This is a genomic window from Streptomyces sp. CB02959 (assembly GCF_002803155.1).
Taxonomy (GTDB): domain Bacteria; phylum Actinomycetota; class Actinomycetes; order Streptomycetales; family Streptomycetaceae; genus Streptomyces.
This window is the reverse complement of sequence record NZ_NNBP01000059.1, coordinates 1-23,195: the sequence shown is the minus strand read 5'-3', so window position 1 is coordinate 23,195 and position 23,195 is coordinate 1. Positions and strand designations below refer to the sequence as shown.

The window sequence follows — 23,195 nt, the reverse complement described above, 5'->3', positions numbered from 1 at the left end:
ACAGTTCGAGGGGATTGACAGAGCCTGACCCGGCACGCCCGGCTGACCGAGAAGGTCCCGGGCCTGCGCAAGTACACCCAGAACCACACCAGGGACGCCTTCTACGGCGTGGGCGAGGCGGTGCTGGACGCCGCCTACCAGCTCTGGTTCGACGACGTGACCGCCTTCGAGATCGCCCGCGAGACCCCGGAGTACTCCGAGATGCTCGCCGACCTGAGCCTGTTCACCGAACCGCGCTACGTCCACACCCTGCTGCTCAAGGAGAACTGGATCTTCGGCCGCGAGGGCGCCCGATGAACCAGGCCGCTCTCCATGACCGCCTCGACATCGTCGACGTCTGCACCCGGATGTGCTGGCACACCGACAAACGCGAGTGGGACCAGCTGCGCACCGAGGTCTTCGCCGACAAGGTGCAGCTCGACTACACCAGCCTCAACGGCGGCGAACCGGCCGAACTGATCGCGGACGAGGTGATCGGCGCCTGGCGCGCCCTGCTGAGCGGCCTCGCCTCCACCCAGCACCTGCTCACCAACCACCTCGTACGCCTTTACGGCGACACCGCCGTCGCCACCGCCGACTTCCAGGCGACCCACTGGCAGCCCAACGCCCGCGGCGGTCCGCACTGGACCCTCGGCGGGCACTACCGCATCTCCCTCCACCGGACCCTGCGCGGCTGGCGGATCGACGGGCTGACGATGACCACCGACTGGGCCAAGGGCAACCGCCAGATCATGGAAGGGACGACACGATGACGCGCACCACACGAGAGACCGCCACCGGTTGGTTCTCCGCACTCACCAGCGGGGACGCGGACCGTGCCCGGGAGTACCTCGCCGACGACGTCGAGTGGGTCAACTACACACCGGTGCCCGGCTACAACGACCGCATGCCCTGGATCGGCACCTACCACGGCCCGGCGCAGGTGCTCGACAGCCTCAAGGTCTTCCTCGGCATGGTCGAGGTCGGGACCGAGGAGCTCATGGACCTCGTCGTCGAAGGCGACCTGGCGATCGGCATCCTGTACGAGAAGTCCGTCGTCAAGGAGACCGGCCAGTCCTTCGAGGTCGAGTTCGTCCAGCGGCTCAGGGTGCGCGACGGCAGGATCGTCGACTGGAAGTCCTACACCGACCCGTCCTCGATCCTGCGCGCGATCGACGGGAGGGCGGCATGAGCACCGTCCCCACCGACCGGGTCACCTTCGAGAGCGACGGGGAGACCCTCGTCGGCACCGTGTACCGTCCCGCGCAGCGCGGTCTGCGGCCCGGCGTCGTCGTCACCGGCTCCTGGACGACCGTCAAGGAACAGATGGCCGCGACCTACGCCCGGCGGATGGCCGAGGCCGGCTTCGTGGCGCTCGCCTTCGACTTCACCGGTTTCGGGGAGTCCGGTGGCCGGCCCCGCCAACTGGAGTCGCCGGCACGCAAGATCGGCGACATCCACAGCGCCATCGGCTTCCTCGCCCGGCACCCGCTGGTGGACCCCGGCCGGATCGGCGCCCTGGGCATCTGCGCGAGCAGCGGCTACACCGCGGTGAACGCCGCGGACGACTCGCGGGTGCGCAGCCTGGCACTGATCGCACCGTGGCTGCACGATGCCGAACTCGTCCAGGAGATCTATGGAGGCGCCGATGAGGTGCGACGCAAGACCGAACTCGGCCTGGCGGCCCTCGCCGCATACGAGAGCGGCGCGGCCGAACGGTATGTGCCCGCCGTCAGCACAACGGATCCCGACGCCGCGATGTTCGGTCCGTTCGACTACTACCTGGACGAGAAGCGCGGGGCCATACCCTCCTGGGACAACCGGTTCGCCGTGATGTCGTGGCCCCAGTGGCTGACCTTCGACCCGCACCCCGCGGCCGCCCGCATCAAGGCTCCCACCGTCCTCGTGCACAGCCGCGACGGGGCGATCCCGCACGGGGCGGAGCGCTTTCACTCGGCGCTCACCGGCCCCAAACGGCTCATCTGGACGAGCGGCACCCAGTTCGACTTCTACGACCAGGACGCCAAGGTCGACGAGGCCGCCGGCATCGCGGCCCGGCACTTCGCCAAGACCCTGGCGTAACGCGGCACCCCGGCAGGGGCACAGCGGACGCCCCTCGCGTCGCTGTGCCCCGATCCCGTGCCCCGACGGAGGAACCCACCCATGTCCATGTCCGACTGCCCACACGCCTCCCAGTTCACGGCCGCCGCGCCGGCCACGTCCGACGGCTGCCTGGAATGTCTGCGGTCCGGCGACCGCTGGATCCACCTGCGCCGCTGCCTGACCTGCGGTCACGTCGGCTGCTGCGACTCCTCCCGGAACCGCCACGCCAGCCGGCACTACCAGTCGACCCGCCACCCCGTCGTCGTCTCCCACCACCCCGGCGAGAACTGGGGCTGGTGCTTCCCCGACCAGTTCTTCCTGGAATTCGCCGAACCCCCCTGCCCCACGGAGCCCGGCGAGGCCGCCGATCCCACCGCGGGACCGTCCCGATGACACCGGCCGCGGCGTCGGCACCGGCCGCCACCGACGCCCCACCCACAACGCCGCCCAAGCCGGTCATCCTCGCCGTCGACGACGACCCGCAGGTCCTGCGCGCGGTACGCCGCGATCTGCGCACCGCCTACGCCGACCGCTACCGCGTCCTGGGCGCCGCCTCCGCCGAAGAGGCCCTGCGGGTCCTGGACGCCCTGGACGAACGCGGCCACGACCCGGCGCTGTTCCTCGTCGACCAGCGGATGCCCGGTATGACCGGCGTCGACTTCCTCCTGGAGGCGGTGAGCCGGTTCCCCGACGCCCGCCGGGTGCTGCTCACGGCCTACGCCGAGACCGATGCCGCGATCACCGCGATCAACAAGGTGCGCCTCGACTACTACCTCATGAAACCCTGGGACCCGCCCGCCGAACGGCTCTTCCCCGTCCTCGACGACCTGCTCTCCGACTGGCTCGCCGCCTACCGCCCGGCCTACCAGGGCATCCGCATCGCCGGCCACGCCGTCTCGGCGCGCACCCACGCGGTGCGGGACTTCCTCACGCGCAACGGTCAGCCGTTCCGTTTCCTCGACGCCGCCACGGACCCCGAAGCCCGGAAGCTGTTGGCCGAACACCCCACGGATGAGCTGCCGTTGGTCGCCTTTCCCGACGGCACGTTCCTCCCCGCACCCGGGAACGCCGCACTTGCCGCACGCCTGGGACTGTCCACCACCGCCTCCCGCCCCCACTACGACCTGGCCATCGTCGGCGCCGGTCCGGCCGGACTCGCCGCCGGTGTCTATGCGGCCTCGGAGGGGCTCACCACGCTCCTCCTGGACGCCGACTCGCCCGGCGGACAGGCAGGCACGTCCAGTCTCATCGAGAACTACCTGGGCTTCCCCGCCGGGCTCTCCGGCGGCGACCTCGCCAGGCGCGCGGTGAGCCAGGCCGGTCGCTTCGGCGCGGAACTCCTCCACCCCGTGGAGGTCGTCCGCCTCCGATCCGCCGACCCGGCCCGCATCCTCACCCTCGCGGACGGCTCGGAGATCAGCACCGAGACCGTCCTGCTGTCCACGGGCGTTTCGTACAACCGCCTGGACGTCCCCGGCGCCGACCGCTTCGAGGGCGAGGGCCTCTACTACGGTGCCGCGACGACCGAGAGCAGTTCCTGCGTCTCCCACCACGTCTTCATCATCGGCGGCGCGAATTCCGCGGGCCAGGCCGCGATCCACTTCGCCCGGTACGCGGCCAAGGTCAGCCTCCTCGTCCGGGCCGACTCCCTCGAATCCGGAATGTCCCGCTACCTCGTCGACGAAATCCACCGGACCCCCAACATCGACGTACGCCTCAACACCCACGTCCTCGCCCTGGACGGCGACGACCGTCTGGAACACATCGCCCTCCGGGACGCCCTCACGGGCGCCGAAACCGTGGAACCGGCACGCTTCGTCTTCACCTTCATCGGCGCCCGTCCCCGCACCGGTTGGCTCGGTGACATCGTCCGCTGCGACGGCCACGGGTTCGTCCTCACGGGCCCCGACCTGTCCTCGGCCGACATGGCACCCCCCGCCACCTGGCCGCTGGACCGCGCCCCGCTGCTGCTGGAGACCAGCATGCCCGGCGTGTTCGCCGCCGGCGACGTCCGCGCCCAGTCGATCAAACGCGTGGCCTCAAGTGTCGGCGAGGGCGCCATGGCCGTGGCGCTCGTCCACCGGTACCGGGCCGCGAACGGCGCACCGCCCCGGCCGAACCGAAGCTGAACTCCCACTGGCCCCTCTGGTCCGCTCACCGCCCACGCCCCAGGTTCGAATTGTCGTGCCCCTTACGGCACGGTTCGCCTGCAACGAACTCCTCCCCGCCCGACAATCGACCTCATGGTCTTCTCACGCCCCGTCCGGCTGTGGCTGCTTCCCAATGCCGCGTTGCTCGCCGTGCTGCCCCTCTGGGGCATCCTCCGCTACCCGCACCTGCCGAGCCGGATACCTCAGCACCTCGGCAGCGACGGGGTGGATGCCTGGACGGAGCGGTCGATCGGCAGCGCGTTTGCGCTGGTGTTCGTGTACATCGGGGTGACGGTGCTACTGACCGCCTGTGCCGAGCTGGCGCTGCGGGTGACTCCCCAGGCCGAACTGCCGAGGGAGGCGGCGTCGTTCGGCCACGGGTTGGCCAGTTCCTCGCTCAACCGGCCCCGCACCCGCGCTTCGGCACTCGGTACGGCCCGGGCTTTGCTGGTGCTCAACGCCTGCACGGGAATCTCGCTCCTGATCGGCTGTGGAGTGCTGTGGCGCTCCACAGCCGATCGCGAGGTACCCGGCTGGCTGTTCGCCGCGATGCTTCTGCCGCTCCTCGCCGGGACCGCCGGGACGGTGGCGGCCGCGATACGCGACCGGCGCGCGCCCGCGAACTGAGCACACGGGGGCAGGGCGGGTGTCCGCAAAAGCCCGGCTCATCAGAGGTGCGTCAAAAGCGGTGCGGTCCTCTTGAAGGCGGGCGCGGGGCGGAATTTGATGGGCCTGTGAACAGCGCCTGGCTCCTTCTCGACCGTCCGCCTCATCCGGCGGCCCTGTGTCGTGCGCCGCGCTGCACGGAGAGCTCCCCCTCGCGCTGAGACCTCTCCGGCATTCGGACGGGGCGCCCTGACCTGATCAGGCGCCCCGTTCTTCATGCGCCCGTACGCCATGGCTCTGAGCAGCCAGTACGGCGCACTCGCCCTCTTCTCCTCTCGTCCCGTGAATGGATCATGTCCGTCTTCGACCTTTCCTCCCGTACCGTCCTGGTGACCGGCGCCACCTCCGGCATCGGCTTCGAGACCGCCCGCCGGCTCGCCGAACGCGGCGCCACCGTCCTCGTGCACGGCCGCACCGCCGAGGAGGCGCAGGCCGCCACCGACCGGCTCATCGCCACCGCGGGCATCGACGCCTCGCAACTGTGCGCGTTCTCCGCGGACTTCACAGCCCTGGAGGAGGTCGAGGCGATGGCGCGGCGCGTCATCGCCGAACACCCCCGCCTGGACGTCCTGGTCAACAACGCCGCCATCGCCGCGCCCGAACGCCACACCCTCACCGCCGACGGCAACGAGATCGCCCTCCAGGTCAACTTCCTCGCCCACTACCTGCTGACCTGCCTCCTGGAACCGGCGCTCACCAGCAGGCCCGGCGGCCGCGTCGTCAATGTCTCCTCCTCACTGCACCGCACCGCCTCCATCCAGTGGAACGACCCACAGCGCGCCCGTCGTTACTCCAGGCTCGCCGCCTACGCCCAGTCGCAGCTGGCGCTCACCGTCTTCGCCGCCGACCCCCGGGTCACCGCCGTCTCCGTCCACCCGGGCGTCTGCGATACGGACCTGCTCCCTCTCTACGGCGTCGAGGGCGGCACCGCGGCGCAGGGCGCGGCCCACGTTGTCCGGCTGTGCGACCCGGCCATCGATGTCGTCAACGGCGCCTACTACGACCGCGACCAGCGAGTCGACCCCGCACCCGCCGCCACCGAAGACCGCACCGTCAAACGCCTCGGCAAGCTCGCCGACCAACTCGTCGGCCAGCACGCCTGAGACACACCACCGGCCGAGGCGCCATCAGGCGGCCGCCGGCAAGACGAAAGGCCCGTACGACCATGTCCAAGCGCGCCCGCAAGAAGAAGGCCCGTCGCAAGAAGAAAGCCAACCACGGCGGCAAGGCCAACCAGGGCTGAACCAGAGGGCGGGGCGACGCCCGGTCGCCCCGCCCGCCCACCCCTCTTGCGTCAGAAGGAACCCCCGTGATCGAGCTCACCGCCACACAAGCCACCGCGGTGGCCCACTGCTTCGCCGCCGCACCCCCCGGGACACGGGCACTGGCCGAACACGCCCTGACCCCTGGCGCCGGCCACTGGTGGGCCGACCGCCCCGTCGCCCCCCGAGCCGTCGCCGTGGCCTGCGCCGGCCACCTGCTGCTGCACGGCGAACCAACCGCCCTGTCCCCGCTCGCGCTCGCCCCTTTCGCCGCGCACTACGTCCAGGCACCGGCCCGCTTCCTCCCCCTGCTGGGCAACGCGTTCGACGGCCTCGTGCCGTGGGAACGCATGGCGTACGTCCACCGCGTTCCCGTGTCGCCGCCGCACCCGCCCCGTGGGGTGACGGTGCGCCGGCTGACTCCCGCGGACGCCCCCGCGGTGGCCGCATTGGCACCCGAGTCGGCCTGGATTCATGCCAGTTGGGGCGGACCGTCGGCTCTCGCCGCCTCCGGACACGGCTGGGCGGCCTTCGCGAAGGACCGTGTGCTCGCCCTGGCCTGCACGTACTTCCGCGGCAGCGCATACGAGGACGTCGCCTGCCTCACCGCTCCCGGACACCGGCGCCAACGCCTCGCACTGGCCTGCGTCACCGCCCTGTGCCAGGACATCGCCGCCCGCGGCCACACCCCCAGCTGGACCTGCTCACGTGACAACCGCCCCAGCCGGCTCCTCGCCTGGACCGCCGGCTTCCGCCTGGAGCACGAGTACGTGCACCACCTCACCGGGCAGCCCGCGCGCCGTGCCGCGGGGCTCGCCGCCTGAACACCACCGACACCAAGGAGTCCCCGTGAAGCCACGCCGCATCCCCCGCGCCCCTCTCGCGTCGGCGAAGATCCTCAACAACGGCCACCAACTGTCCGTCCACGGCCTGAAGCGGCGAGACGACTCCTTCACCCTCGACTACACCATCGCCCCGCCCCTGCCGGACACCGGCGACGCGACTCCCGTACTGCTGTCCCTTGAGGCAACCGACGACATCGGCAACGAGTACTTCGACTGGGGCGGAGCCTACGGAGACTCCGGAGACCGCACCTACACCCGGGGCAGCATCTCCGCACAGCCCGCCCTCGCACCCAGGGCCTGCGAGATCCTCGTACGGCTGACCTTCCTCGGCAACGGCGAGGAACACCCCTGCCATCTGATGCTGCGCACCTGGGCCACCAATCCCTGACACAGCGCGCACCCTGTCCGTGGCGTCCTGGCGACCGTTCGGGGGACAGCCGCCGCCGCATCGGCGAACACCTCGGTGGAATGCACGTCGTGCCTGCATAGCCTGACCTGGCCAGCGCGTCGATGGCTGGATCCGCTCACGGTACGACGGGAGCTCACCATGGCCGCCTCCACCCCTGCCGGTTCCGCATCCGGGGGTGCCGTACGGCATCGTTTGCGGACGTGGCTGCTGGAGGGGCTGACCGACATGGCCAAGCACCATCCCGGCCCCCACGCCGGCCCGCAGAGCGCCCATCGAGGGCAGCGGTGGTGGCGCGTGATGTGCCTGACCGGTGTGGACTACTTCTCCACCCTCGGCTACCAGCCGGGTATCGCTGCCTTGGCGGCGGGACTGCTGTCGCCGGTCGCCACCATTGTTCTGGTCGTCGTGACGCTCGCCGGCGCCCTGCCCGTCTACTGGCGGGTTGCCGGGGAAAGCCCCCATGGCCAGGGCTCGATCGCGATGCTGGAGCGGCTCCTCCCCTTTTGGAAGGGCAAGCTGTTCGTACTGGCCCTGCTCGGATTCGCGGCCACCGACTTCCTGATCACCATCACGCTCTCCGCCGCCGACGCCGCCACCCACCTGGTGGAGAACCCCCACGCCGGCAGCGTCCTGCACAACCAGCAGATGCTCATCACTCTGATCCTCGTCGCGCTGCTCGGCGCGGTGTTCCTCAAGGGCTTCCTGGAGGCCATCGGTGTGGCCGTGGCCCTGGTGGGTCTCTACCTGGCACTCAACGTTGCCGTGGTCGTCGTCGGCCTGTGGCACGTTTTCACCGCACCGCATGTCGTGACCGACTGGACCCGGACGCTGACCACCGAACACGGCAACGCCCTGGCGATGGTCGGCGTGGCCCTGCTGGTCTTCCCGAAACTCGCCCTGGGCCTGTCCGGCTTCGAGACCGGCGTGGCGGTCATGCCGCACATCGAGGGCGACCCCACTGACACCGAGGAGCGCCCCACCGGGCGGATCCGGGGCGCGAAGAAGCTGCTTACCACCGCCGCCGTGATCATGAGTGTCTTCCTGATCGTCACCAGCCTGATCACCACTCTGCTGATCCCCGAGTCGGCCTTCAAGCCCGGCGGATCGGCGAACGGCCGCGCCCTGGCCTACCTCGCGCACGAGTACCTGGGCTCCGCGTTCGGCACCGTCTATGACGTCTCCACCATCGCCATCCTCTGGTTCGCCGGCGCCTCGGCGTTGGCCGGGTTGCTCAACCTGATGCCGCAGTACCTCCCGCGCTACGGCATGGCCCCCCACTGGGCCCGCGCCGTCCGCCCCATGGTCCTGGTCTTCACCGCCGTCGCCTTCCTGGTCACCTGGATCTTCGACGCCGACGTGGACGCCCAGGGCGGCGCCTATGCGACCGGCGTGCTGGTCCTGATCAGCTCCGCGGCGATCGCCGTGACGATCGCCGCCCGGCGGGCCGGGGAGCGCGGTTGGACGATCGGCTTCGCGGTGGTGTCCGTGGTGTTCCTCTACACGACCGTGGCCAACGTCATCGAGCGGCCGGACGGAGTGAAGATCGGCGCCTGCTTCATCGCCGGCATCGTCCTGCTGTCGTTCCTCTCCCGCCTCGCCCGCGCCTTCGAACTGCGCGTGACGAGGGTCGTGCTCGACGAGATCGCCGAGCGGTTCGTCCGTGACGCGGCCCACCGCAAGATCCGCTTCATCGCCAACGAACCCGAGCGGCGCGATGTGGCCCAGTACCGCGACAAACTCCAGCAGATCCGCGCGGACAACGATCTTCCCGAACCCGAGGACCTCGTCTTCGTCGAGGTGACCGTCGGCGACCCCTCGGAATTCGAGAGCGAGCTGCAGGTCCGGGGCGAGGTGCTGCACGGCCGCTACCGCGTGCTGTGCGTGGAGAGCTCCGCCATCTCCAACGCCCTGGCCGCCCTGCTGCTGCACGTGCGCGACGAGACCGGCCAGCGACCGCACATCTACTTCGAGTGGACCGAAGGCAATCCCTTCACCCAGTTCCTCCGCTTCTTCCTCTTCGGCCAGGGCGAAGTCGCCCCCGTCACCCGTGAGGTCCTCCGCGTGGCCGAACCCGACCGCGAGCGCCGCCCCCGCGTCCACGTGGGCTGACCACTCCCCCGACAGACCCCTGTCAAGAGCGCGATAAGGACAAGCGACACGGCATCAAAATGTCGTCAGGTACCCGGGCGTTCGTCGGCCTCCTACCTAGTGTCAGCGAAATGGAACGGCGATCCGCTGCCACCGCGGCGCTTCACTCCGGACGGCCGGAAACAGTCGTCGACCGCCACTGGCATGTCCATGCGCGCCGCGCCCTTCATTGCTCCCTGGCGTTCGTCGGTCTGCTCATGCTGCTCGACTGGGGCTCGGGGGGCCTCACTCCCGCCCGCGCCGGGCTCTGGACCCTCCTCGGGGCCGCGGCCTTCGCCGTTCTCCTGCCTGCGCGCGTCAGCGCGGGTGAGGGCTGGCTGGCGGTTCGGGGCCTTGTCGGCCGACGCCAAGTGCGCACCGACGCGCTGATCACGGTGCGACAGTACGGCGGCATCGCCGCACGCCTGGTCCTGCGCGACGTCCGCGGTCAGCGGCTGGTGTTGGACGCCCGCGTCCTGGACGCCAACCCGCTCATCTGGCACCTGCTCGACGCCGGTGCCCGCCGTTCCCTCGCCCTCGGTACGCTGCGCCATGGGACGCACGCGCTCGGGGAGTTGGCGGACCGGATCGACGGGCAGGAAGCACGCGGCGTCCTCAAGGCTTCCGGGCTGCTGTGAGCACCGTGCCCGGCGCGTGTGCCGGGGCGAGCACCGGCACAGGGTGAGTCTCGCGTCGGGCGGCGAGGACGGCTGGCCGTACTGGCGCCATACCACCGACCCGGCCTGCGGATGGCCGGTGGGACAGCATCCCGGAGGGTGACGGCACGTTGCCCGGACCGCTCGGTCAATCGGGCACGGACGGAGCCGCGGCGGCCGGCAGGGAGACGACCATGGTCAGCCCCCCGCCGGGCGTCTCCTCGGGCGTGAGGGTGCCGTCCATCGCCTCCGTGAGGCCGCGGGAGAGGGCGAGCCCGAGGCCGAGTCCGGTGGTGTTGTCGGTGTCGCCGAGCCGCTGGAACGGCTCGAACGCCCGCTCGCGGTCGGGGAGTTGGATTCCAGGCCCGCGATCGATGACCCTCAGCTCCACCCGCCCGGCCAGCGTACTGGCACCGATCGTCACCGGGCATCCGGCGGGTGAGTGACGTATCGCGTTGGACACGAGGTTGGCGAGGACGCGCTCCAGCAGCGGTGGGTCCGCCAGCACGTCGGGCGCGTCGTCCAGCCTGTGGGTCACCACGTTCACGCGCGTCTGCGGGGGCGAGTCGGGCAGGGTGTCCAGCGCTGCCGGGAGTACGTCGGCGAGCGCGACCGGCTCCAGGCGCAGGGTCAGCGCGCCGGCCTGCAGCCGGCTCATGTCGAGGAGGTTGTCGACCAGGCGGCTGAGCTTGGCCAGGGATTCCTCTGCGGTGGCCAGGAGCTCTTCGCGGTCCTCGTCGGAGAATTCGACGTCACGGCTGCGCAGGGAGCTGATCGAGGCCCAGCAACCGGCCATCGGCGTCCGCAGGTCGTGGCCGACCGCGGCCAGTAGCGCGGTGCGCATCCGGTTGGCCGCCTTGACCGGTTCGACCTCGGCGGCGGCCTCGGCCAGCCGGGCGCGTTCGACGGCCGCGGTCAGATGCGCCGCGAAGGCCGTCAGGACGCGATGCTCGGAGGCGGGCAGGCGGCGACCGGTCAGCACCAACACACTGTCGTCCCCTATCGCGACCTTGGTCTCGTGATCGTCACCCTCGCCACCATGGTCCGGTGACAGGCTGCCCACAGCACCGGAAACCGTCTCTCCGCGTCGCCGACGCAGTTCGATGCCGCCCATACCGAAGGTCTCCCGGGTCCGTTCCAGAAGGACGGGTACCGTCCGCTCCCCGCGCAGGATGCCGCCCGTCAACGAGGTGAGGGTCTCCGCCTCCGCGGTCGCCCGCGCGGCCCGCCGGCTCAGCCGCATCGACCGGTCGACGATGGCGGCGACGGTGACGGCGACGGTCGTCAACGCGGCCTGGGCGACCACCATATTGGTACCGGCGAAGGTGAAGTGGCCGACGGGTGGGACGAAGTAGTAGTTCAGCAGCAGCGAGGTCGTCACCGAGGCGAGCAGCGCGGAGACCACACCACCGATACAGGCCACCCCCAGCACCGTGAGCAGGAAGAGCAGCGCCTCGCTGGTCAGGTTGAGCGACAGGGGTTCGGAGACGACGCGCAGTATCTGGGTCAGCAGCACGGGGAGCACCAGGCCGGCCGCCGGTCCGGCCACCCGCCGGGAACGCGGCAGGCCACTCCCGGGCACGGCCCACTTCCGTCCTGCGCCGGCACGTTCGTGCGTCACCGTGTGCACATCGATGTCGCCGGAGAGCTCGACGACGGCCTCCCCGACACCCCGGGGGGTCAGCACGCGTCGCAACCGTCCCCGGCGGCTGACCCCGATGACCAGTTGGGTGGCGTTCTGCGATCGTGCGAAGTCCAGCAGGGCGGCGGGCACGTCGTCGCCCACCACCGCGTGGTAACTGCCCCCGAGACTCTCCACGAGCTGCCGCTGTTCGGCGAGCGCCGCGGGCGACGAGCCGGCCACGCCGTGGCTGCGGGTGATGTGGACGGCCAGGAGCGCATCACCGGACACGCGGTCCACGATCCGGGCGGCGCGGCGGATCAGCGTGGCACCCTCGGACCCGCCGGTGAGGGCCACCACCACCCGCTCGCGGGTCTCCCACACTCGCCCGATGCGGTGCTCGTCCCGGTACTTGCACAGCGCCTCGTCCACCCGGCCCGCCACCCACCGCAGCGCCAGTTCCCGCAACGCGGTGAGGTTCCCGAGCCGGAAGTAGTGCGACAGTGCCGCGTCGACCTTCTGGGGCGGGTAGATGTTGCCGTGCGCCATGCGTCGCCGCAGGCCCTCGGCCGGCAGGTCGACCAGTTCGATCTGGTCGGCGCGGCGGACCACCTCGTCGGGCACCGTCTCGTACTGCGGCACACCGGTGATCTTCTCGACCACATCGCTGAGGGAGGCCAGGTGCTGGATGTTGAGGGTGGTCACGACGTCGATCCCGGCGCCGAGCAGTTCCTCGACGTCCTGCCACCGCTTGGCGTTGCGGCCGCCCGATGCGTTGGTGTGTGCGAGTTCGTCGATGAGCACCACCTGCGGTCGCAGTTCCCACACCCGGTCCAGGTCGGCCTCGGCGACGTCCGCACCGCGGTGCCTGCGCGTCACCTGTGGCAGTACGTCCAGCCCGTCGAGCATCGCCGTGGTGTGTGGACGACCGTGACACTCCGCGAAGGCCACCACCACGTGCGTACCGCGTGCGGACCGGCGCCGCGCCTCGTCCAGCATCCGGTACGTCTTGCCCACTCCGGGTGCGGCCCCGAGAAAGACCTTGAGCCGGCCGGGACGTGTCCCGGGACCGTCGGTCGTATCGCCGCCCCGCGCCATCGCGTACTCCTCCACGTACCCCTCTTCGGGAAAGTGGCACGCCGGCGCGGCATGGCGGAGGGAAGCTCACGGCATGGCGATCGACGGCGTGCAAGGTTCTTCCGAGCATCATCACTTCGCGCCGGCAAATACCGTGCGGGAGTTCGGAGACGTTGACACAACCCTGACCCGTCCGCCGGTACTACGTCGCGGTCCGCCCGACGGAGGGCGCCAGTCCACGTGCCGCTCCCGTCCGCCCCGGCTCACCCGGTGGCCGGCCGGCGTCATGGCACCGTCAGGGTCTCCCGCGTCTGCGTAAAGGAAGCACCAATGAGGCGCGACCGCTCCAACGGCGACGCTTCGATGAACTGGACGGACACGCGGAACACAGTCGCGACACGGATTCACGGCTCAGGTCACGCGAAGACAGCACAGACAGCACAGACAAGGAGCGTGACCCATGGCCGGTCCCCTCGGCCAGCGCGTCGTGGCCGGCGTGAGCGGTTCGCTGGGGAGCCTGACGGCTCTGCACCAGGCAGCGGCCGAGGCCCGCGTGCGGGGTGCGGAGCTGTGGGCCGTACTGGCCTGGGAGCCGCCCGGCGGTGACCTCCCCACCCGCGGCGGATCCCTCCCCCCGTCGCTGGTCGCCAACTGGCACCGCATGGCGAGCGAGCAGCTCATGGAGGCGCTGGACACCGCCTTCGGCAGCGGTGGGCCGGGAGTCCCGCTCCAGCCCCTGGTCGGACGTGGCAAGCCGGGCACAGTGCTGCTGGCGGCTGCCGACCGGAGCGACGATCTTCTGGTGATCGGTGCCGGGGCGCGCGGCAGGCTGCGCCGCGCGGTCCGGCCCTCCGTCTCCCGGTACTGCGTGGCACGCGCCCGCTGCACAGTACTGGCCGTCCCCCCGTCTCCGCTGCACCACGACCTGGCCTCCGTACACCGCCGCAACGTGTGGAAACTCCCGCTCCGCACGGGGGAATTGACGAGCTGACCGTCCCGTCCGGGGGTACGCCGTGGCGCGGCCCGGCCCGTCGGGGCAGCCGTGGTCCTGCCCGGGCCACCGGCACGGCCGAATCGGTACGGTGGCGTGGCGGAGCGGCGCAGACGGCGGAATCCCGGGCGGCTCGGCTGGTCGGAAAGCGCAACTGAGCTGGCGGTCGCTGCCGGTGGTTGGCGCTCTCCCGCAGCCATGCGCTCCCTTCCCGGGTTGCCTCGCGGGTGTTAGGGACGCGTCAAGGTCGCACCGGTGGCCGTAAGGACCCCGTCAATGACGGGCGAAATCGAGCCACCGGCGCGGTTCTCTCTCCTGGTCCGCTCGCCCGAACCTCTCCCCAGGAGTTCACCATGGCCGATCCGGCCTTCGTGGTCACCACGATCGCTGTCTTCGCGCTGGTGGCCCTCGTCGCCAAGGGGGTGGCAAAGCTGTGACCGCCGAGAACCTCGTCGGCCTGATCGCGACTGTCGCCCTGCTGGGCTATCCCGTCCTCGCCCTTGTGTTCCCGGAGAGGTTCTGAGCCGCACACATGAGCCCCGTTCTTGCCGAAACTCCCCGCACCCCTTCGAGAACCCCAACGGCCTCTCCGACCTGCTGGAGATCTTCCTGCTGCTGGTCATCCCGTTCTCGAAGCCGAGGACCTTCGGCAGGATGGTGGGTTCGCTCCGGCAGGGCTACGCGATCGTGGCGGCCATGGGCGTCACCGCGGGCACCCTGCGCACCGAGAAGCCGCTCTTCACGGGGCTGCTGGTCGGCACGCTCCTGATCGTCACCGGCCTGACCTTCTTCCCGGCACTCGCGCTGGGACCGCTCGCCGAAGGGCTGTCGTCATGACCACCAACGCACAGAGGCAACAAGAGGACGGCATGGCCGCCGACTCGACGAGTTCCCCGACCCGGGCGCCGCACAGCGACATCCCCACCGGACACAGCGAAGGCGGGCGCGTCGGCGCCGGCCTGTTCGACCCGAAGCAGCTGCTGAAGTCGCTGCCCGACGCCTTCCGCAAGCTCGACCCCCGGGTGATGGTCAAGTCCCCGGTCATGTTCGTCGTCCTGATCGGCTCGGTGGTCACCACCGCCCTGGCTCTCAAGTCCCCGGGCGCGTGGTTCGGCTGGGTCATCGCGGCCTGGCTGTGGCTGACCGTCGTCTTCGCCAACCTGGCCGAGGCGGTCGCCGAGGGCCGCGGCAAGGCGCAGGCCGACACCCTGCGCAAGGCCAAGACCGACACCGTGGCACGCCGGCTCAACGGCGACGTGGAGGAGCAGGTCCCGGGCACCGAGCTGCGCATCGGCGACCTGGTCGTCTGCGAGGCCGGCGACATCATCCCCGGTGACGGCGATGTCGTGGAGGGCGTCGCCTCGGTGGACGAGTCGGCGATCACCGGTGAATCGGCGCCGGTCATCCGCGAGTCCGGCGGCGACCGCTCGGCTGTCACCGGCGGGACCAAGGTGCTCTCCGACCGCATCGTCATCAAGATCATGACGAAGCCCGGCGAGACCTTCATCGACCGGATGATCAACCTCGTCGAGGGTGCCGCACGGCAGAAGACCCCCAACGAGATCGCGCTGAACATCCTGCTCGCCTCGCTCACCATCGTCTTCCTGCTCGCGGTCGTCACCCTCAAGCCGTTCGCCCTCTACGCGGGTGCGGACAAGCAGACGTCGCTGATCGTGCTGACGGCGCTGCTGGTCTGTCTCATCCCGACGACGATCGGCGCCCTGCTCTCCGCGATCGGTATCGCGGGCATGGACCGTCTGGTGCAGCGCAACGTCCTGGCCATGTCCGGGCGGGCGGTCGAGGCCGCCGGTGACGTGTCGACGCTGCTCCTCGACAAGACCGGCACCATCACGCTCGGCAACCGCCAGGCCGCGGAGTTCGTCCCCGTGCGCGGGACTCCGGAGGCCGAGGTGGCGGACGCCGCCCAGCTGTCCTCCCTCGCCGACGAGACCCCCGAGGGCCGTTCGATCGTCGTCCTCGCCAAGGAGCGGTACGGCCTGCGCGAGCGCCATCAGGGCGAGCTGGTGGACGCCGAGTGGATCGCCTTCACCGCCCAGACCCGTATGTCGGGCGTGGACGTGGACGGCCGCAAGGTCCGCAAGGGCGCGACCGGTTCCGTGGTCGCCTGGGTCCAGGAGCGCGGTGGCTCGGTGACCGAGGACGCCGACACGCTGAGCAACGCCATCTCGCAGGCCGGCGGTACTCCGCTGCTGGTGGCCGTCGAGGACGACGAGGGCGCTCGCGTCCTGGGCGTCATCCACCTCAAGGACGTCGTCAAGGAGGGCATGCGCGAACGCTTCGACGAGCTGCGCCGCATGGGCATCAAGACCGTCATGATCACGGGTGACAACCCGCTGACGGCCAGGGCCATCGCCGACGAGGCGGGCGTGGACGACTTCCTCGCCGAGGCCACGCCCGAGGACAAGATGGCACTCATCAAGCGCGAACAGGCCGGCGGCAAACTCGTCGCCATGACCGGCGACGGCACCAACGACGCCCCGGCACTGGCCCAGGCCGACGTCGGCGTGGCCATGAACACCGGCACTTCCGCCGCGAAAGAAGCCGGGAACATGGTCGACCTCGACTCCAACCCGACCAAGCTCATCGAGATCGTCGAGATCGGCAAGCAACTCCTGATCACCCGGGGCGCGTTGACCACCTTCTCGATCGCCAACGACGTCGCCAAGTACTTCGCGATCATCCCCGCGATGTTCTCGGTGGCATACCCGGGCCTGGACAAGCTCAACATCATGGGCCTGGCCTCGCCCGAGTCCGCGATCCTGTCGGCGGTCATCTTCAACGCGCTGATCATCATCGCGCTGGTCCCGCTCGCCCTGAAGGGCGTGCAGTACCGGCCGATGAGCGCCGACCGGATGCTGCGGCGCAACCTCGCCATCTACGGGCTCGGCGGCCTGATCGCCCCGTTCATCGGCATCAAGATCATCGACCTGCTCATCTCCCTGATCCCCGGGCTGCACTGATCGAAAGGCGTGGTGACGGCCATGAACAACTCCGTAATGAAGCTCGACATCGCGGTCGAAGAACTCGCCGTGAAGTGAGAAGCCGTATCGCGGGTGGCCCGCCTGGGGAGGGCGGCCACCCGCGACACTCGCACCGCACAACAGAAGGGGGACACCGATGACTCAGGTGCTGGTGGTCGAGGACGAACCACCACTCGTGCGGGCGCTGGAGATCAATCTCAAGGCACGCGGTTACGAGGTGGAGACCGCGCCCGACGGGGCACACGCCCTTTCTCTGGCGGCCACAAACCCACCGGACGTCGTCCTGCTCGATCTCGGCCTGCCGGACATGGACGGCATCGACGTGATCACGGGGCTGCGCGGCTGGAGCCGGGCGTCCATCCTCGTGGTCTCGGCCCGCCGGACCTCCGAGGAGAAGGTCGCCGCGCTCGACGCGGGCGCCGACGACTACATCACCAAGCCGTTCAGCATGGACGAGCTACTGGCCCGGTTGCGGGCGGCGGCGCGCAGAATCGATACGGCGCAACCGTCCTGCGAACTCGCCGTGATCGTCACGGAGAGTTTCACCCTCGACCTCGCGGCCAAGAAGGCCCGGCGCGGCGAGCACGACGTGCGGCTCACCCCGACCGAATGGCATCTGGTCGAGGTGCTGGTGCGCAACAGCGGCCGACTCGTCAGCCAGCAGAAGTTGCTGGAGGAAGTATGGGGTCCTTCCTACGGCACGCAGACCAATTACCTTCGCGTCTACATGGCGCAGCTCAGGCGCAAGCTGGAAGCCGACTCGGCACGTCCGCGGCACTTCTCCACCACCCCCGGTATGGGCTACCGCTTCGACCCCTGACACCCCGGGCTTTCACCCCCTCATCACGATTCGACACGAGAGCGGGACCACGTGGCACGCGGCAAGTTTCGGATATACCTCGGCGCGGCACCGGGCGTCGGCAAGACCTACGCGATGCTGTCGGAGGCCCACCGGCGCATGGAGCGCGGCACGGACTGCGTGGTGGCCTTCGTCGAGCACCACGACCGACCGCGCACCGAGGTGATGCTGCACGGCCTGGAGCAGACCCCGCGCCGGGAGCTGGAGTACCGCGACGCGGTGTTCACCGAGATGGACGTGGACGCGGTCCTGGCACGCAGACCGGCCGTGGCGCTGGTGGACGAGATGGCACACAGCAACGTCCCCGGCTCGCGCAACGCCAAGCGCTGGCAGGACATCGAGGAACTACTGGAAGCCGGGATCCATGTGATCTCGACGGTGAACATCCAGCACCTGGAGTCCCTCGGCGACATCGTCGAGTCGATCACCGGGGTACGGCAGAAGGAGACCGTCCCCGACGAGGTGGTGCGCCGCGCCGACCAGATCGAACTGGTCGACATGTCTCCCCACGCGCTGCGCCGCCGTATGGCCCACGGCAACATCTACAAACCGATCAAGGTCGACGCGGCGCTCTCCAACTACTTCCGGCCCGGGAACCTCACCGCGCTGCGCGAGTTGGCGCTGTTGTGGGTGGCCGACCAGGTCGACGAGTACCTCCAGGAGTACCGGAGCGAACACCAGGTCTCGAAGATCTGGGGATCACGTGAGCGCATCGTCGTCGCCCTGACCGGCGGCAGTGAGGGCCGCACGCTCATCCGGCGTGCCGCCCGCCTCGCGGAGAAGGGCGCCGGTGGCGAAGTCCTCGCCGTCCACATCGCCCGCAGTGACGGCCTGGTCTCCGGATCGCCCGAGGAACTCGCCGTCCAGCGCACCCTCGTCGAGGACCTCGGCGGCACCTTCCACCACGTCCTGGGTGAGAACGTCTCCTCCGCACTCCTGGAGTTCGCCCGGGGCGTCAACGCCACCCAGGTCGTCCTGGGAACCTCCCGCCGCAAGACCTGGCAGTACGTCTTCGGCCCCGGCGTGGGATCCACCGTCGCCCGCGACTCGGGACCCGACCTGGACGTCCACATCGTCACCCACGAGGAAGCCGCCAAGGGGCGTGGCCTGCCCGTCGCCCGCGCTGCGCGGCTGGGCCGGTCGCGCATCATCTGGGGCTGGCTGACCGGGGTCGCGGGGCCGGCGCTGCTGACGCTGCTGCTGTTGAAAGGGGAGACGGGACTCGGCCTCGCCAACGACGTGCTGCTGTTCCTGACGCTGACCGTGGCGGCGGCGCTGCTCGGCGGTCTGCGTCCGGCACTGGCATCGGCCGTGGTCGGCTCACTCCTGCTGAACTGGTTCTTCACCCCGCCCGTGGGTCACCTCACCATCGCGGACCCCAGGAACATCCTGGCGCTGGTCATCTTCGTGCTGGTGGCGGTCTCGGTTGCCTCCGTCGTCGATCTCGCGGCCCGGCGGACCCACCAGGCCGCCCGCCTGCGCGCCGAGTCGGAGATCCTCTCCTTCCTGGCGGGCAGTGTCCTGCGCGGTGAGACCACTCTCGACGCCCTGCTGGAGCGGGTGCGCGAGACCTTCGCGATGGATGCCGTGGTCCTGCTGGAGCGGGAGTCCGAGACGACCCCCTGGACCTGCTCCGGCAGCGTGGGCGATCCCGGCCCGCTCGCGCGCCCGGAGGACGCCGACGTCGACATGCCCGTCGGCGACCACATGGCACTCGCGCTCTCGGGCCGTGTCCTGCCCGCCGAGGACCGCCGCGTGCTGGCGGCGTTCGCGGCCCAGGCCGCCGTCGTCCTGGACCGCCAACGCCTGCAGTCCCAGGCCGAACACGCCCGGAAGCTCGCCGAGGGCAACCGCATCCGCACCGCCCTCCTCGCTGCCGTCAGCCACGACCTGCGGACGCCCTTGGCCGGTATCAAAGCCTCCGTCACCTCCCTGCGCTCAGACGACGTCGAATGGTCCGACGAGGACCAGGCCGAACTCCTCGCGGGCATCGAGGAGGGCGCCGACCGCCTCGATCACCTCGTCGGCAACCTCCTGGACATGTCCCGGCTCCAGACCGGTACCGTCACGCCGCTGATCCGCGAGGTGGACCTCGATGAGGTCGTGCCGATGGCCCTCGTCGGGGTGCCGGAGGACAGCGTCGTCCTCGACATCCCCGAGGAACTGCCGATGATCGCCGTCGATCCGGGACTGCTGGAGCGTTCGGTCGCCAACATCGTCGAGAACGCGGTGAAGTACAGCCCCGAGGGCGAGACCGTCCGCGTCTCGGCCAGCACGCTGGGCGGCCGCGTCGAAGTGCGCGTCGCCGACCGCGGCCCCGGCGTCCCCGACGACGCGAAGGACCGCATCTTCGAGCCCTTCCAGCGCTACGGCGACGCCCCGCGCGGCGCGGGCGTCGGCCTCGGCCTGGCCGTCGCCCGGGGCTTCGCCGAGGCCATCGGAGCCACCCTCACCGCCGAGGACACCCCCGGCGGCGGGATGACCATGGTCCTCACGGTTCCCACCGCCGCCGGTCACCTGCCGGCCGCGCCCGGCCTACCCGACGCGGTCACGTCGTAGGCGGCACGGACATCCGGCGGACTGCGTGACCGCGTGCTCGGCAAGGGCCGGGCGCCCCTTACGTGCGCGGGTCCGCCGGATGCGGCTGGACCCCCGTCATCAGGAAGTCCAGACCGCGCCGGGTCGAGACCACCACGACCCGGTCGCCGGCGCACAGGATCCTGCCGTGCGCGGGACGCCAGTCGAAGCCCGGCCGGTCCAGGCGCAGGCCGCCGAGCGTGTCCGTCGGTCCGGGGGATACGGCCTCGACCGCGGCGCCCACCGCCAGGACGCGCCATTCGTTCTGACGGAACGCCTGGTGAATGGAGCGCCCTTCCAGCTCCGGGTGGCCGGCGACGTCCACCGCCGTGAAGAGGAGGGAGCCGCGTTCGACCGGCATGATGCCCAGGACATGACGGCCCATCATGGCGGCGGCGAAGGGAAGCACGGCGAGCGCCGAGACACTGCGGCTGCGCGTGGCGGCATCGGGGTACGAGGCGCGCATCGTACGGGAGACGCTGGCGGCGAAGTCGTCGTCGTAGAGCCTCATCACCACCCGAACCCGGGGGTTGCTCTCGCGCGCCGCCATCACGATGTCGAGGTTCTCGCCGTCGTCGCGGGTGAGCACCAGCAGGGACTTGCTCTGGCGGATGCGCGCCCGGTCGAGGACACCGGGGGCGCCGGCGTCCTCCAGCAGCAGCGGCACGCCGAGTTCGCGGGCCAGCGCGACGCCACGCGCGTGCGGGTCCCGTTCTATGGCCACCACCTGATGTGCGGTGGTGCGCAGTTGCGCCAGCACGCGGGTGCCGATCTTGCCCAGCCCGACCAACACGATGTGGTCGCGCAGGTCATCGGCCGGCGGGTGACCGACGGACGCCTGGCGGAACGCTCCGGTGGCGTTCACGGTTGCGGCGACCACCAGCGGCAGGACCGCCAAACCGACGAATCCGGCGACGAGTTGGAGGACACGCCGGGCCGGGGATTCGTCGGTCGCCGGGTCTCCCATGGTGAAGATGTCCAGCAGCGGCAGGTACACCGACTTCCACAGCGGGCCCGGCTCGGCCAACGCGGTGGCCACGGCCAGCACCAGCACGATTGCGGCCAGCACGCCGAAGACCGAAAGGACCTCACGGGAGAGGAAGACCTTCCACGGCAGATGCGCCAGCCGCCCGCGCAGCCATGCGCCGTAGCGGCGCCGGTCGCGCCGCGGTGTCTCGGGCCGATGATGGTGGGTGACCTCCTCCAGCATCAGCCGGCCGTGGGTGAACTGCCGGTGGTAGGACGTGACCGTGTCGGGCAGTAGTTGGGTGCCCTCCTCCCCCGGTGTCTCCGGGCTGTCCTCGCTCGCCGGGTCGTCCCGGTGGGCGCCGGAGAGGACTGCGAGAGTGGCCAGATCGGCGGCCTGCGGCGGGGTACGGGCGGGGCGCACGACGCCGCGGAAGACCTGGCCCTCCACCTGCAACGTATCGCCCCGTCCGACCGCGGCGGCGGCCACCAGCTCGGGGACCGCGGTGTCGGTGTCGGACAGCACGGTGGTGGACATGTCGAGCGCCGTGTCGCCGCTCCGGCCGAGCGCCGACACGGCGCGGTCCAGGAGCCGTTCGAGGTGCTCACCGCGCTGTCGGTTGTACATGCGGATGACCAGGCGGACCGAGGGGTTGATACTCCGGGCCAGCAACGCGGCGGTGAGATTGACCTGGTCGTCGCGGTAGGTGAGGGCGAGCGCGGCCGCCCGCTCCACGCCTGCCGCCCGCAGCGTCTGCTCGTCCGGGCGGGCGGCAACCAACAGCTCGACGGGTGACCGCGGATCGCGGTGCAACGCGGCGATCTCCGGTGCGTGCCCTTCGCGTCTGGAGGGCAGCACGACGGTGACCGCCTCGCCGCACACCGCGTCCAGGGTCGCCGCGAGCCGGTGCGCGAGCCCGTCGTCCCCACAGATCACCATGTGCTGAGAACGCTGCCCAAACGGCATGCGCAGTTGGAGTGTTGACGTCACAACAGCAAGATTGCCGGTACATGACACGCGGTTCCGTCACGCACAACAGTTCGGCATCAAGGTTCCGTATGAGCGGGAGTCACCCCATCCATCAAGATCAGCAGAAGGGGAAGTCGCGAACAGGTGAGCCTAAGAGATTCGACAAGAACGCGACAAAAAGGGCCCGCGGCGACAAAGACGTCGAGATGGGCTGGGACAGCCTCGTCAACGGAGTTACCGGTGCCACCGGCGGGGCTGCCGTCCACGGCGCGAACAAGCACGTGCCAGCTGGCCGGAGCCCGAACTTCGCGGTCGAGGGTCCGGCGCAGGGAGTCGTCTACGGCGGGGGCAGGGCGATCGCCAAACCGCTGCACGACGCCATCTGGCCGCAGGAACCAAACGAGCCGAAGCCGGACGGGCCGAAGAGCGAATCCGCCGACACACCGCAGGGACCGAGGAAGGGTTCAGTGAAGGACGTTTTCGGGTGAGGGAGCGGGACCTTGGAACCGCTGCGGCATCGGTGCTGGCCTGGGCCGGTGCCGCGGCGTTCCTGATCTGCCTGCTGGTGCGGAAGATCGCACCGTTTCCACGCTGGGATCTGCTGGCCGGTTTGGCGTTCTCCGCGGTGGCGTTCCTGGCGTGGTGGCTGCGGGCAACCGGACGGTGGAACTCTCGGCTGGGGCGGGTCGTACCCCCGGCGCTCGGGCTGAAGATGGGCCGACGATGGTGGCCGGCATTGCGCGGCATATGCACCTTCTTCGCGGTCTGGCTCCTGGCCGCCCCTTTCCTTCTGCTGGGCCTTTAGCCTCGGGGAGGGCGATCGGGTCGATGCCGCACTTCTCGGCGAGCTCGTCGAGCGCGCACTCCAGCGCGAACGAGCCCGGCGCCTCGCCCGGCGCGCGCATGAAGGTGGGGGTCGGCACGTCGAGCCGGAC

The 23,195-nt window shown here is 70.3% G+C and carries 21 protein-coding genes and 2 pseudogenes; 20 read left to right on the top strand and 3 right to left on the bottom strand.

What is annotated here, in order from left to right; genetic code table 11:
• The first annotated feature begins 24 nt into the window (after positions 1-24).
• The 12 genes from CG747_RS45615 to CG747_RS45560 all read left to right on the top strand — a co-directional run bounded on the left by CG747_RS45615 (position 25) and on the right by CG747_RS45560 (position 10,179).
• Positions 25-297 carry an EthD family reductase gene (locus CG747_RS45615; RefSeq protein ID WP_100607769.1) on the top strand — a complete coding sequence of 91 codons (273 nt, stop codon included), beginning with the start codon at positions 25-27 and terminating at the stop codon, positions 295-297.
• Entirely contained in the window at positions 294-752 is a 459-nt protein-coding gene (locus tag CG747_RS45610) for a nuclear transport factor 2 family protein (protein ID WP_100607768.1), read from the top strand. Before CG747_RS45615 ends, CG747_RS45610 begins: the two co-directional genes overlap by 4 nt.
• Positions 749-1,171 (top strand): nuclear transport factor 2 family protein, encoded by a 423-nt coding sequence (locus tag CG747_RS45605; RefSeq protein ID WP_100607767.1) that lies wholly within the window; start codon positions 749-751, stop codon positions 1,169-1,171. The genes CG747_RS45610 and CG747_RS45605 overlap by 4 nt, the downstream gene beginning before the upstream one ends.
• Positions 1,168-2,061 (top strand): alpha/beta hydrolase, encoded by an 894-nt coding sequence (locus CG747_RS45600; protein ID WP_100607766.1) that lies wholly within the window; start codon positions 1,168-1,170, stop codon positions 2,059-2,061. The genes CG747_RS45605 and CG747_RS45600 overlap by 4 nt, the downstream gene beginning before the upstream one ends.
• Before the next feature lie 81 nt (positions 2,062-2,142).
• Positions 2,143-2,475, top strand: a complete 333-nt coding sequence (locus CG747_RS45595; RefSeq protein ID WP_308303864.1) for a UBP-type zinc finger domain-containing protein — start codon at positions 2,143-2,145, stop codon at positions 2,473-2,475.
• Entirely contained in the window at positions 2,472-4,211 is a 1,740-nt protein-coding gene (locus tag CG747_RS45590) for an FAD-dependent oxidoreductase (RefSeq protein ID WP_100607765.1), read from the top strand. Before CG747_RS45595 ends, CG747_RS45590 begins: the two co-directional genes overlap by 4 nt.
• A gap of 114 nt (positions 4,212-4,325) precedes the next feature.
• Entirely contained in the window at positions 4,326-4,859 is a 534-nt protein-coding gene (locus tag CG747_RS45585; protein ID WP_100607764.1) for a DUF1648 domain-containing protein, read from the top strand.
• Positions 4,860-5,191: 332 nt separating this feature from the next.
• Positions 5,192-6,001, top strand: coding sequence for an SDR family NAD(P)-dependent oxidoreductase (locus CG747_RS45580; RefSeq protein WP_100607763.1), 810 nt, complete (start codon positions 5,192-5,194; stop codon positions 5,999-6,001).
• Between the two features lie 206 nt (positions 6,002-6,207).
• The gene (locus CG747_RS45575) at positions 6,208-6,984 is read left to right on the top strand and encodes a GNAT family N-acetyltransferase (protein ID WP_100607762.1); all 777 of its coding nucleotides are present in this window, start codon (positions 6,208-6,210) and stop codon (positions 6,982-6,984) included.
• Positions 6,985-7,009: 25 nt separating this feature from the next.
• Positions 7,010-7,393, top strand: a complete 384-nt coding sequence (locus CG747_RS45570) for a hypothetical protein (RefSeq protein ID WP_257981206.1) — start codon at positions 7,010-7,012, stop codon at positions 7,391-7,393.
• 159 nt (positions 7,394-7,552) lie between these two features.
• A complete protein-coding gene (locus CG747_RS45565) occupies positions 7,553-9,523 on the top strand; it encodes an APC family permease (RefSeq protein ID WP_100607761.1) in 1,971 nt (656 codons plus the stop codon).
• A 110-nt stretch (positions 9,524-9,633) separates the two neighbouring features.
• Positions 9,634-10,179 carry a hypothetical protein gene (locus CG747_RS45560; protein ID WP_100607760.1) on the top strand — a complete coding sequence of 182 codons (546 nt, stop codon included), beginning with the start codon at positions 9,634-9,636 and terminating at the stop codon, positions 10,177-10,179.
• Positions 10,180-10,345: 166 nt separating this feature from the next.
• On the opposite strand, the gene CG747_RS45555 is transcribed toward CG747_RS45560, so the two are convergent.
• Positions 10,346-12,916, bottom strand: a complete 2,571-nt coding sequence (locus tag CG747_RS45555; protein ID WP_100607759.1) for an ATP-binding protein — start codon at positions 12,914-12,916, stop codon at positions 10,346-10,348.
• Between the two features lie 439 nt (positions 12,917-13,355).
• Here CG747_RS45555 and CG747_RS45550 point away from each other — a divergent pair, with 439 nt between their 5' ends.
• The 6 genes and pseudogenes from CG747_RS45550 (at position 13,356) to CG747_RS45525 (ending at position 20,306) form a co-directional block, all read left to right on the top strand.
• The gene (locus CG747_RS45550) at positions 13,356-13,886 is read left to right on the top strand and encodes a universal stress protein (protein WP_100607758.1); all 531 of its coding nucleotides are present in this window, start codon (positions 13,356-13,358) and stop codon (positions 13,884-13,886) included.
• 433 nt (positions 13,887-14,319) lie between these two features.
• A complete protein-coding gene (locus tag CG747_RS45545; protein ID WP_100607757.1) occupies positions 14,320-14,409 on the top strand; it encodes a potassium-transporting ATPase subunit F in 90 nt (29 codons plus the stop codon).
• A 29-nt stretch (positions 14,410-14,438) separates the two neighbouring features.
• Positions 14,439-14,723, top strand: a pseudogene (locus CG747_RS50560) (potassium-transporting ATPase subunit KdpA); the annotation flags it as partial.
• Positions 14,720-16,867: a potassium-transporting ATPase subunit KdpB gene (kdpB, locus tag CG747_RS45535; RefSeq protein WP_100607756.1), complete on the top strand. Its 2,148-nt coding sequence runs from the start codon at positions 14,720-14,722 to the stop codon at positions 16,865-16,867. The pseudogene CG747_RS50560 and the gene kdpB, both read left to right, overlap by 4 nt.
• A gap of 157 nt (positions 16,868-17,024) precedes the next feature.
• Positions 17,025-17,708, top strand: coding sequence for a response regulator (locus CG747_RS45530; protein WP_100607755.1), 684 nt, complete (start codon positions 17,025-17,027; stop codon positions 17,706-17,708).
• Positions 17,709-17,759: 51 nt separating this feature from the next.
• Complete coding sequence (locus CG747_RS45525) at positions 17,760-20,306, top strand: sensor histidine kinase KdpD (protein WP_100607754.1); 2,547 nt, start codon at positions 17,760-17,762, stop codon at positions 20,304-20,306.
• Between the two features lie 58 nt (positions 20,307-20,364).
• Here the strand turns inward: CG747_RS45525 and CG747_RS45520 are convergent, their stop codons facing one another.
• A complete protein-coding gene (locus CG747_RS45520) occupies positions 20,365-22,230 on the bottom strand; it encodes an NAD(P)-binding protein (RefSeq protein ID WP_100607753.1) in 1,866 nt (621 codons plus the stop codon).
• Positions 22,231-22,349: 119 nt separating this feature from the next.
• Here CG747_RS45520 and CG747_RS47715 point away from each other — a divergent pair, with 119 nt between their 5' ends.
• Positions 22,350-22,748, top strand: coding sequence for a hypothetical protein (locus CG747_RS47715; protein ID WP_146022294.1), 399 nt, complete (start codon positions 22,350-22,352; stop codon positions 22,746-22,748).
• A complete protein-coding gene (locus tag CG747_RS48715; protein WP_180986025.1) occupies positions 22,745-23,065 on the top strand; it encodes a hypothetical protein in 321 nt (106 codons plus the stop codon). The genes CG747_RS47715 and CG747_RS48715 overlap by 4 nt, the downstream gene beginning before the upstream one ends.
• Here CG747_RS48715 and CG747_RS47030 read toward each other — a convergent pair.
• A pseudogene (locus CG747_RS47030) lies at positions 23,046-23,195 on the bottom strand (molybdopterin cofactor-binding domain-containing protein); the annotation flags it as partial. The gene CG747_RS48715 and the pseudogene CG747_RS47030 sit on opposite strands and share 20 nt — an antisense overlap.

Bases quoted from the DNA above. Each gene is read 5' to 3' on its own strand.
- CG747_RS45560 (WP_100607760.1), top strand. From the start codon at position 9,634: ATGGAACGGCGATCCGCTGCCACCGCGGCGCTTCACTCCGGACGGCCG.
- CG747_RS45565 (WP_100607761.1), top strand. From the start codon at position 7,553: ATGGCCGCCTCCACCCCTGCCGGTTCCGCATCCGGGGGTGCCGTACGG.
- CG747_RS45605 (WP_100607767.1), top strand. From the start codon at position 749: ATGACGCGCACCACACGAGAGACCGCCACCGGTTGGTTCTCCGCACTC.
- CG747_RS45590 (WP_100607765.1), top strand. From the start codon at position 2,472: ATGACACCGGCCGCGGCGTCGGCACCGGCCGCCACCGACGCCCCACCC.
- CG747_RS45595 (WP_308303864.1), top strand. From the start codon at position 2,143: ATGTCCATGTCCGACTGCCCACACGCCTCCCAGTTCACGGCCGCCGCG.
- CG747_RS45550 (WP_100607758.1), top strand. From the start codon at position 13,356: ATGGCCGGTCCCCTCGGCCAGCGCGTCGTGGCCGGCGTGAGCGGTTCG.
- CG747_RS45530 (WP_100607755.1), top strand. From the start codon at position 17,025: ATGACTCAGGTGCTGGTGGTCGAGGACGAACCACCACTCGTGCGGGCG.
- CG747_RS45610 (WP_100607768.1), top strand. From the start codon at position 294: ATGAACCAGGCCGCTCTCCATGACCGCCTCGACATCGTCGACGTCTGC.
- CG747_RS45600 (WP_100607766.1), top strand. From the start codon at position 1,168: ATGAGCACCGTCCCCACCGACCGGGTCACCTTCGAGAGCGACGGGGAG.
- CG747_RS45580 (WP_100607763.1), top strand. From the start codon at position 5,192: ATGTCCGTCTTCGACCTTTCCTCCCGTACCGTCCTGGTGACCGGCGCC.
- CG747_RS47715 (WP_146022294.1), top strand. From the start codon at position 22,350: ATGAGCGGGAGTCACCCCATCCATCAAGATCAGCAGAAGGGGAAGTCG.
- CG747_RS45555 (WP_100607759.1), bottom strand. From the start codon at position 12,916: ATGGCGCGGGGCGGCGATACGACCGACGGTCCCGGGACACGTCCCGGC.
- CG747_RS45585 (WP_100607764.1), top strand. From the start codon at position 4,326: ATGGTCTTCTCACGCCCCGTCCGGCTGTGGCTGCTTCCCAATGCCGCG.
- kdpB (WP_100607756.1), top strand. From the start codon at position 14,720: ATGACCACCAACGCACAGAGGCAACAAGAGGACGGCATGGCCGCCGAC.
- CG747_RS45520 (WP_100607753.1), bottom strand. From the start codon at position 22,230: ATGGTGATCTGTGGGGACGACGGGCTCGCGCACCGGCTCGCGGCGACC.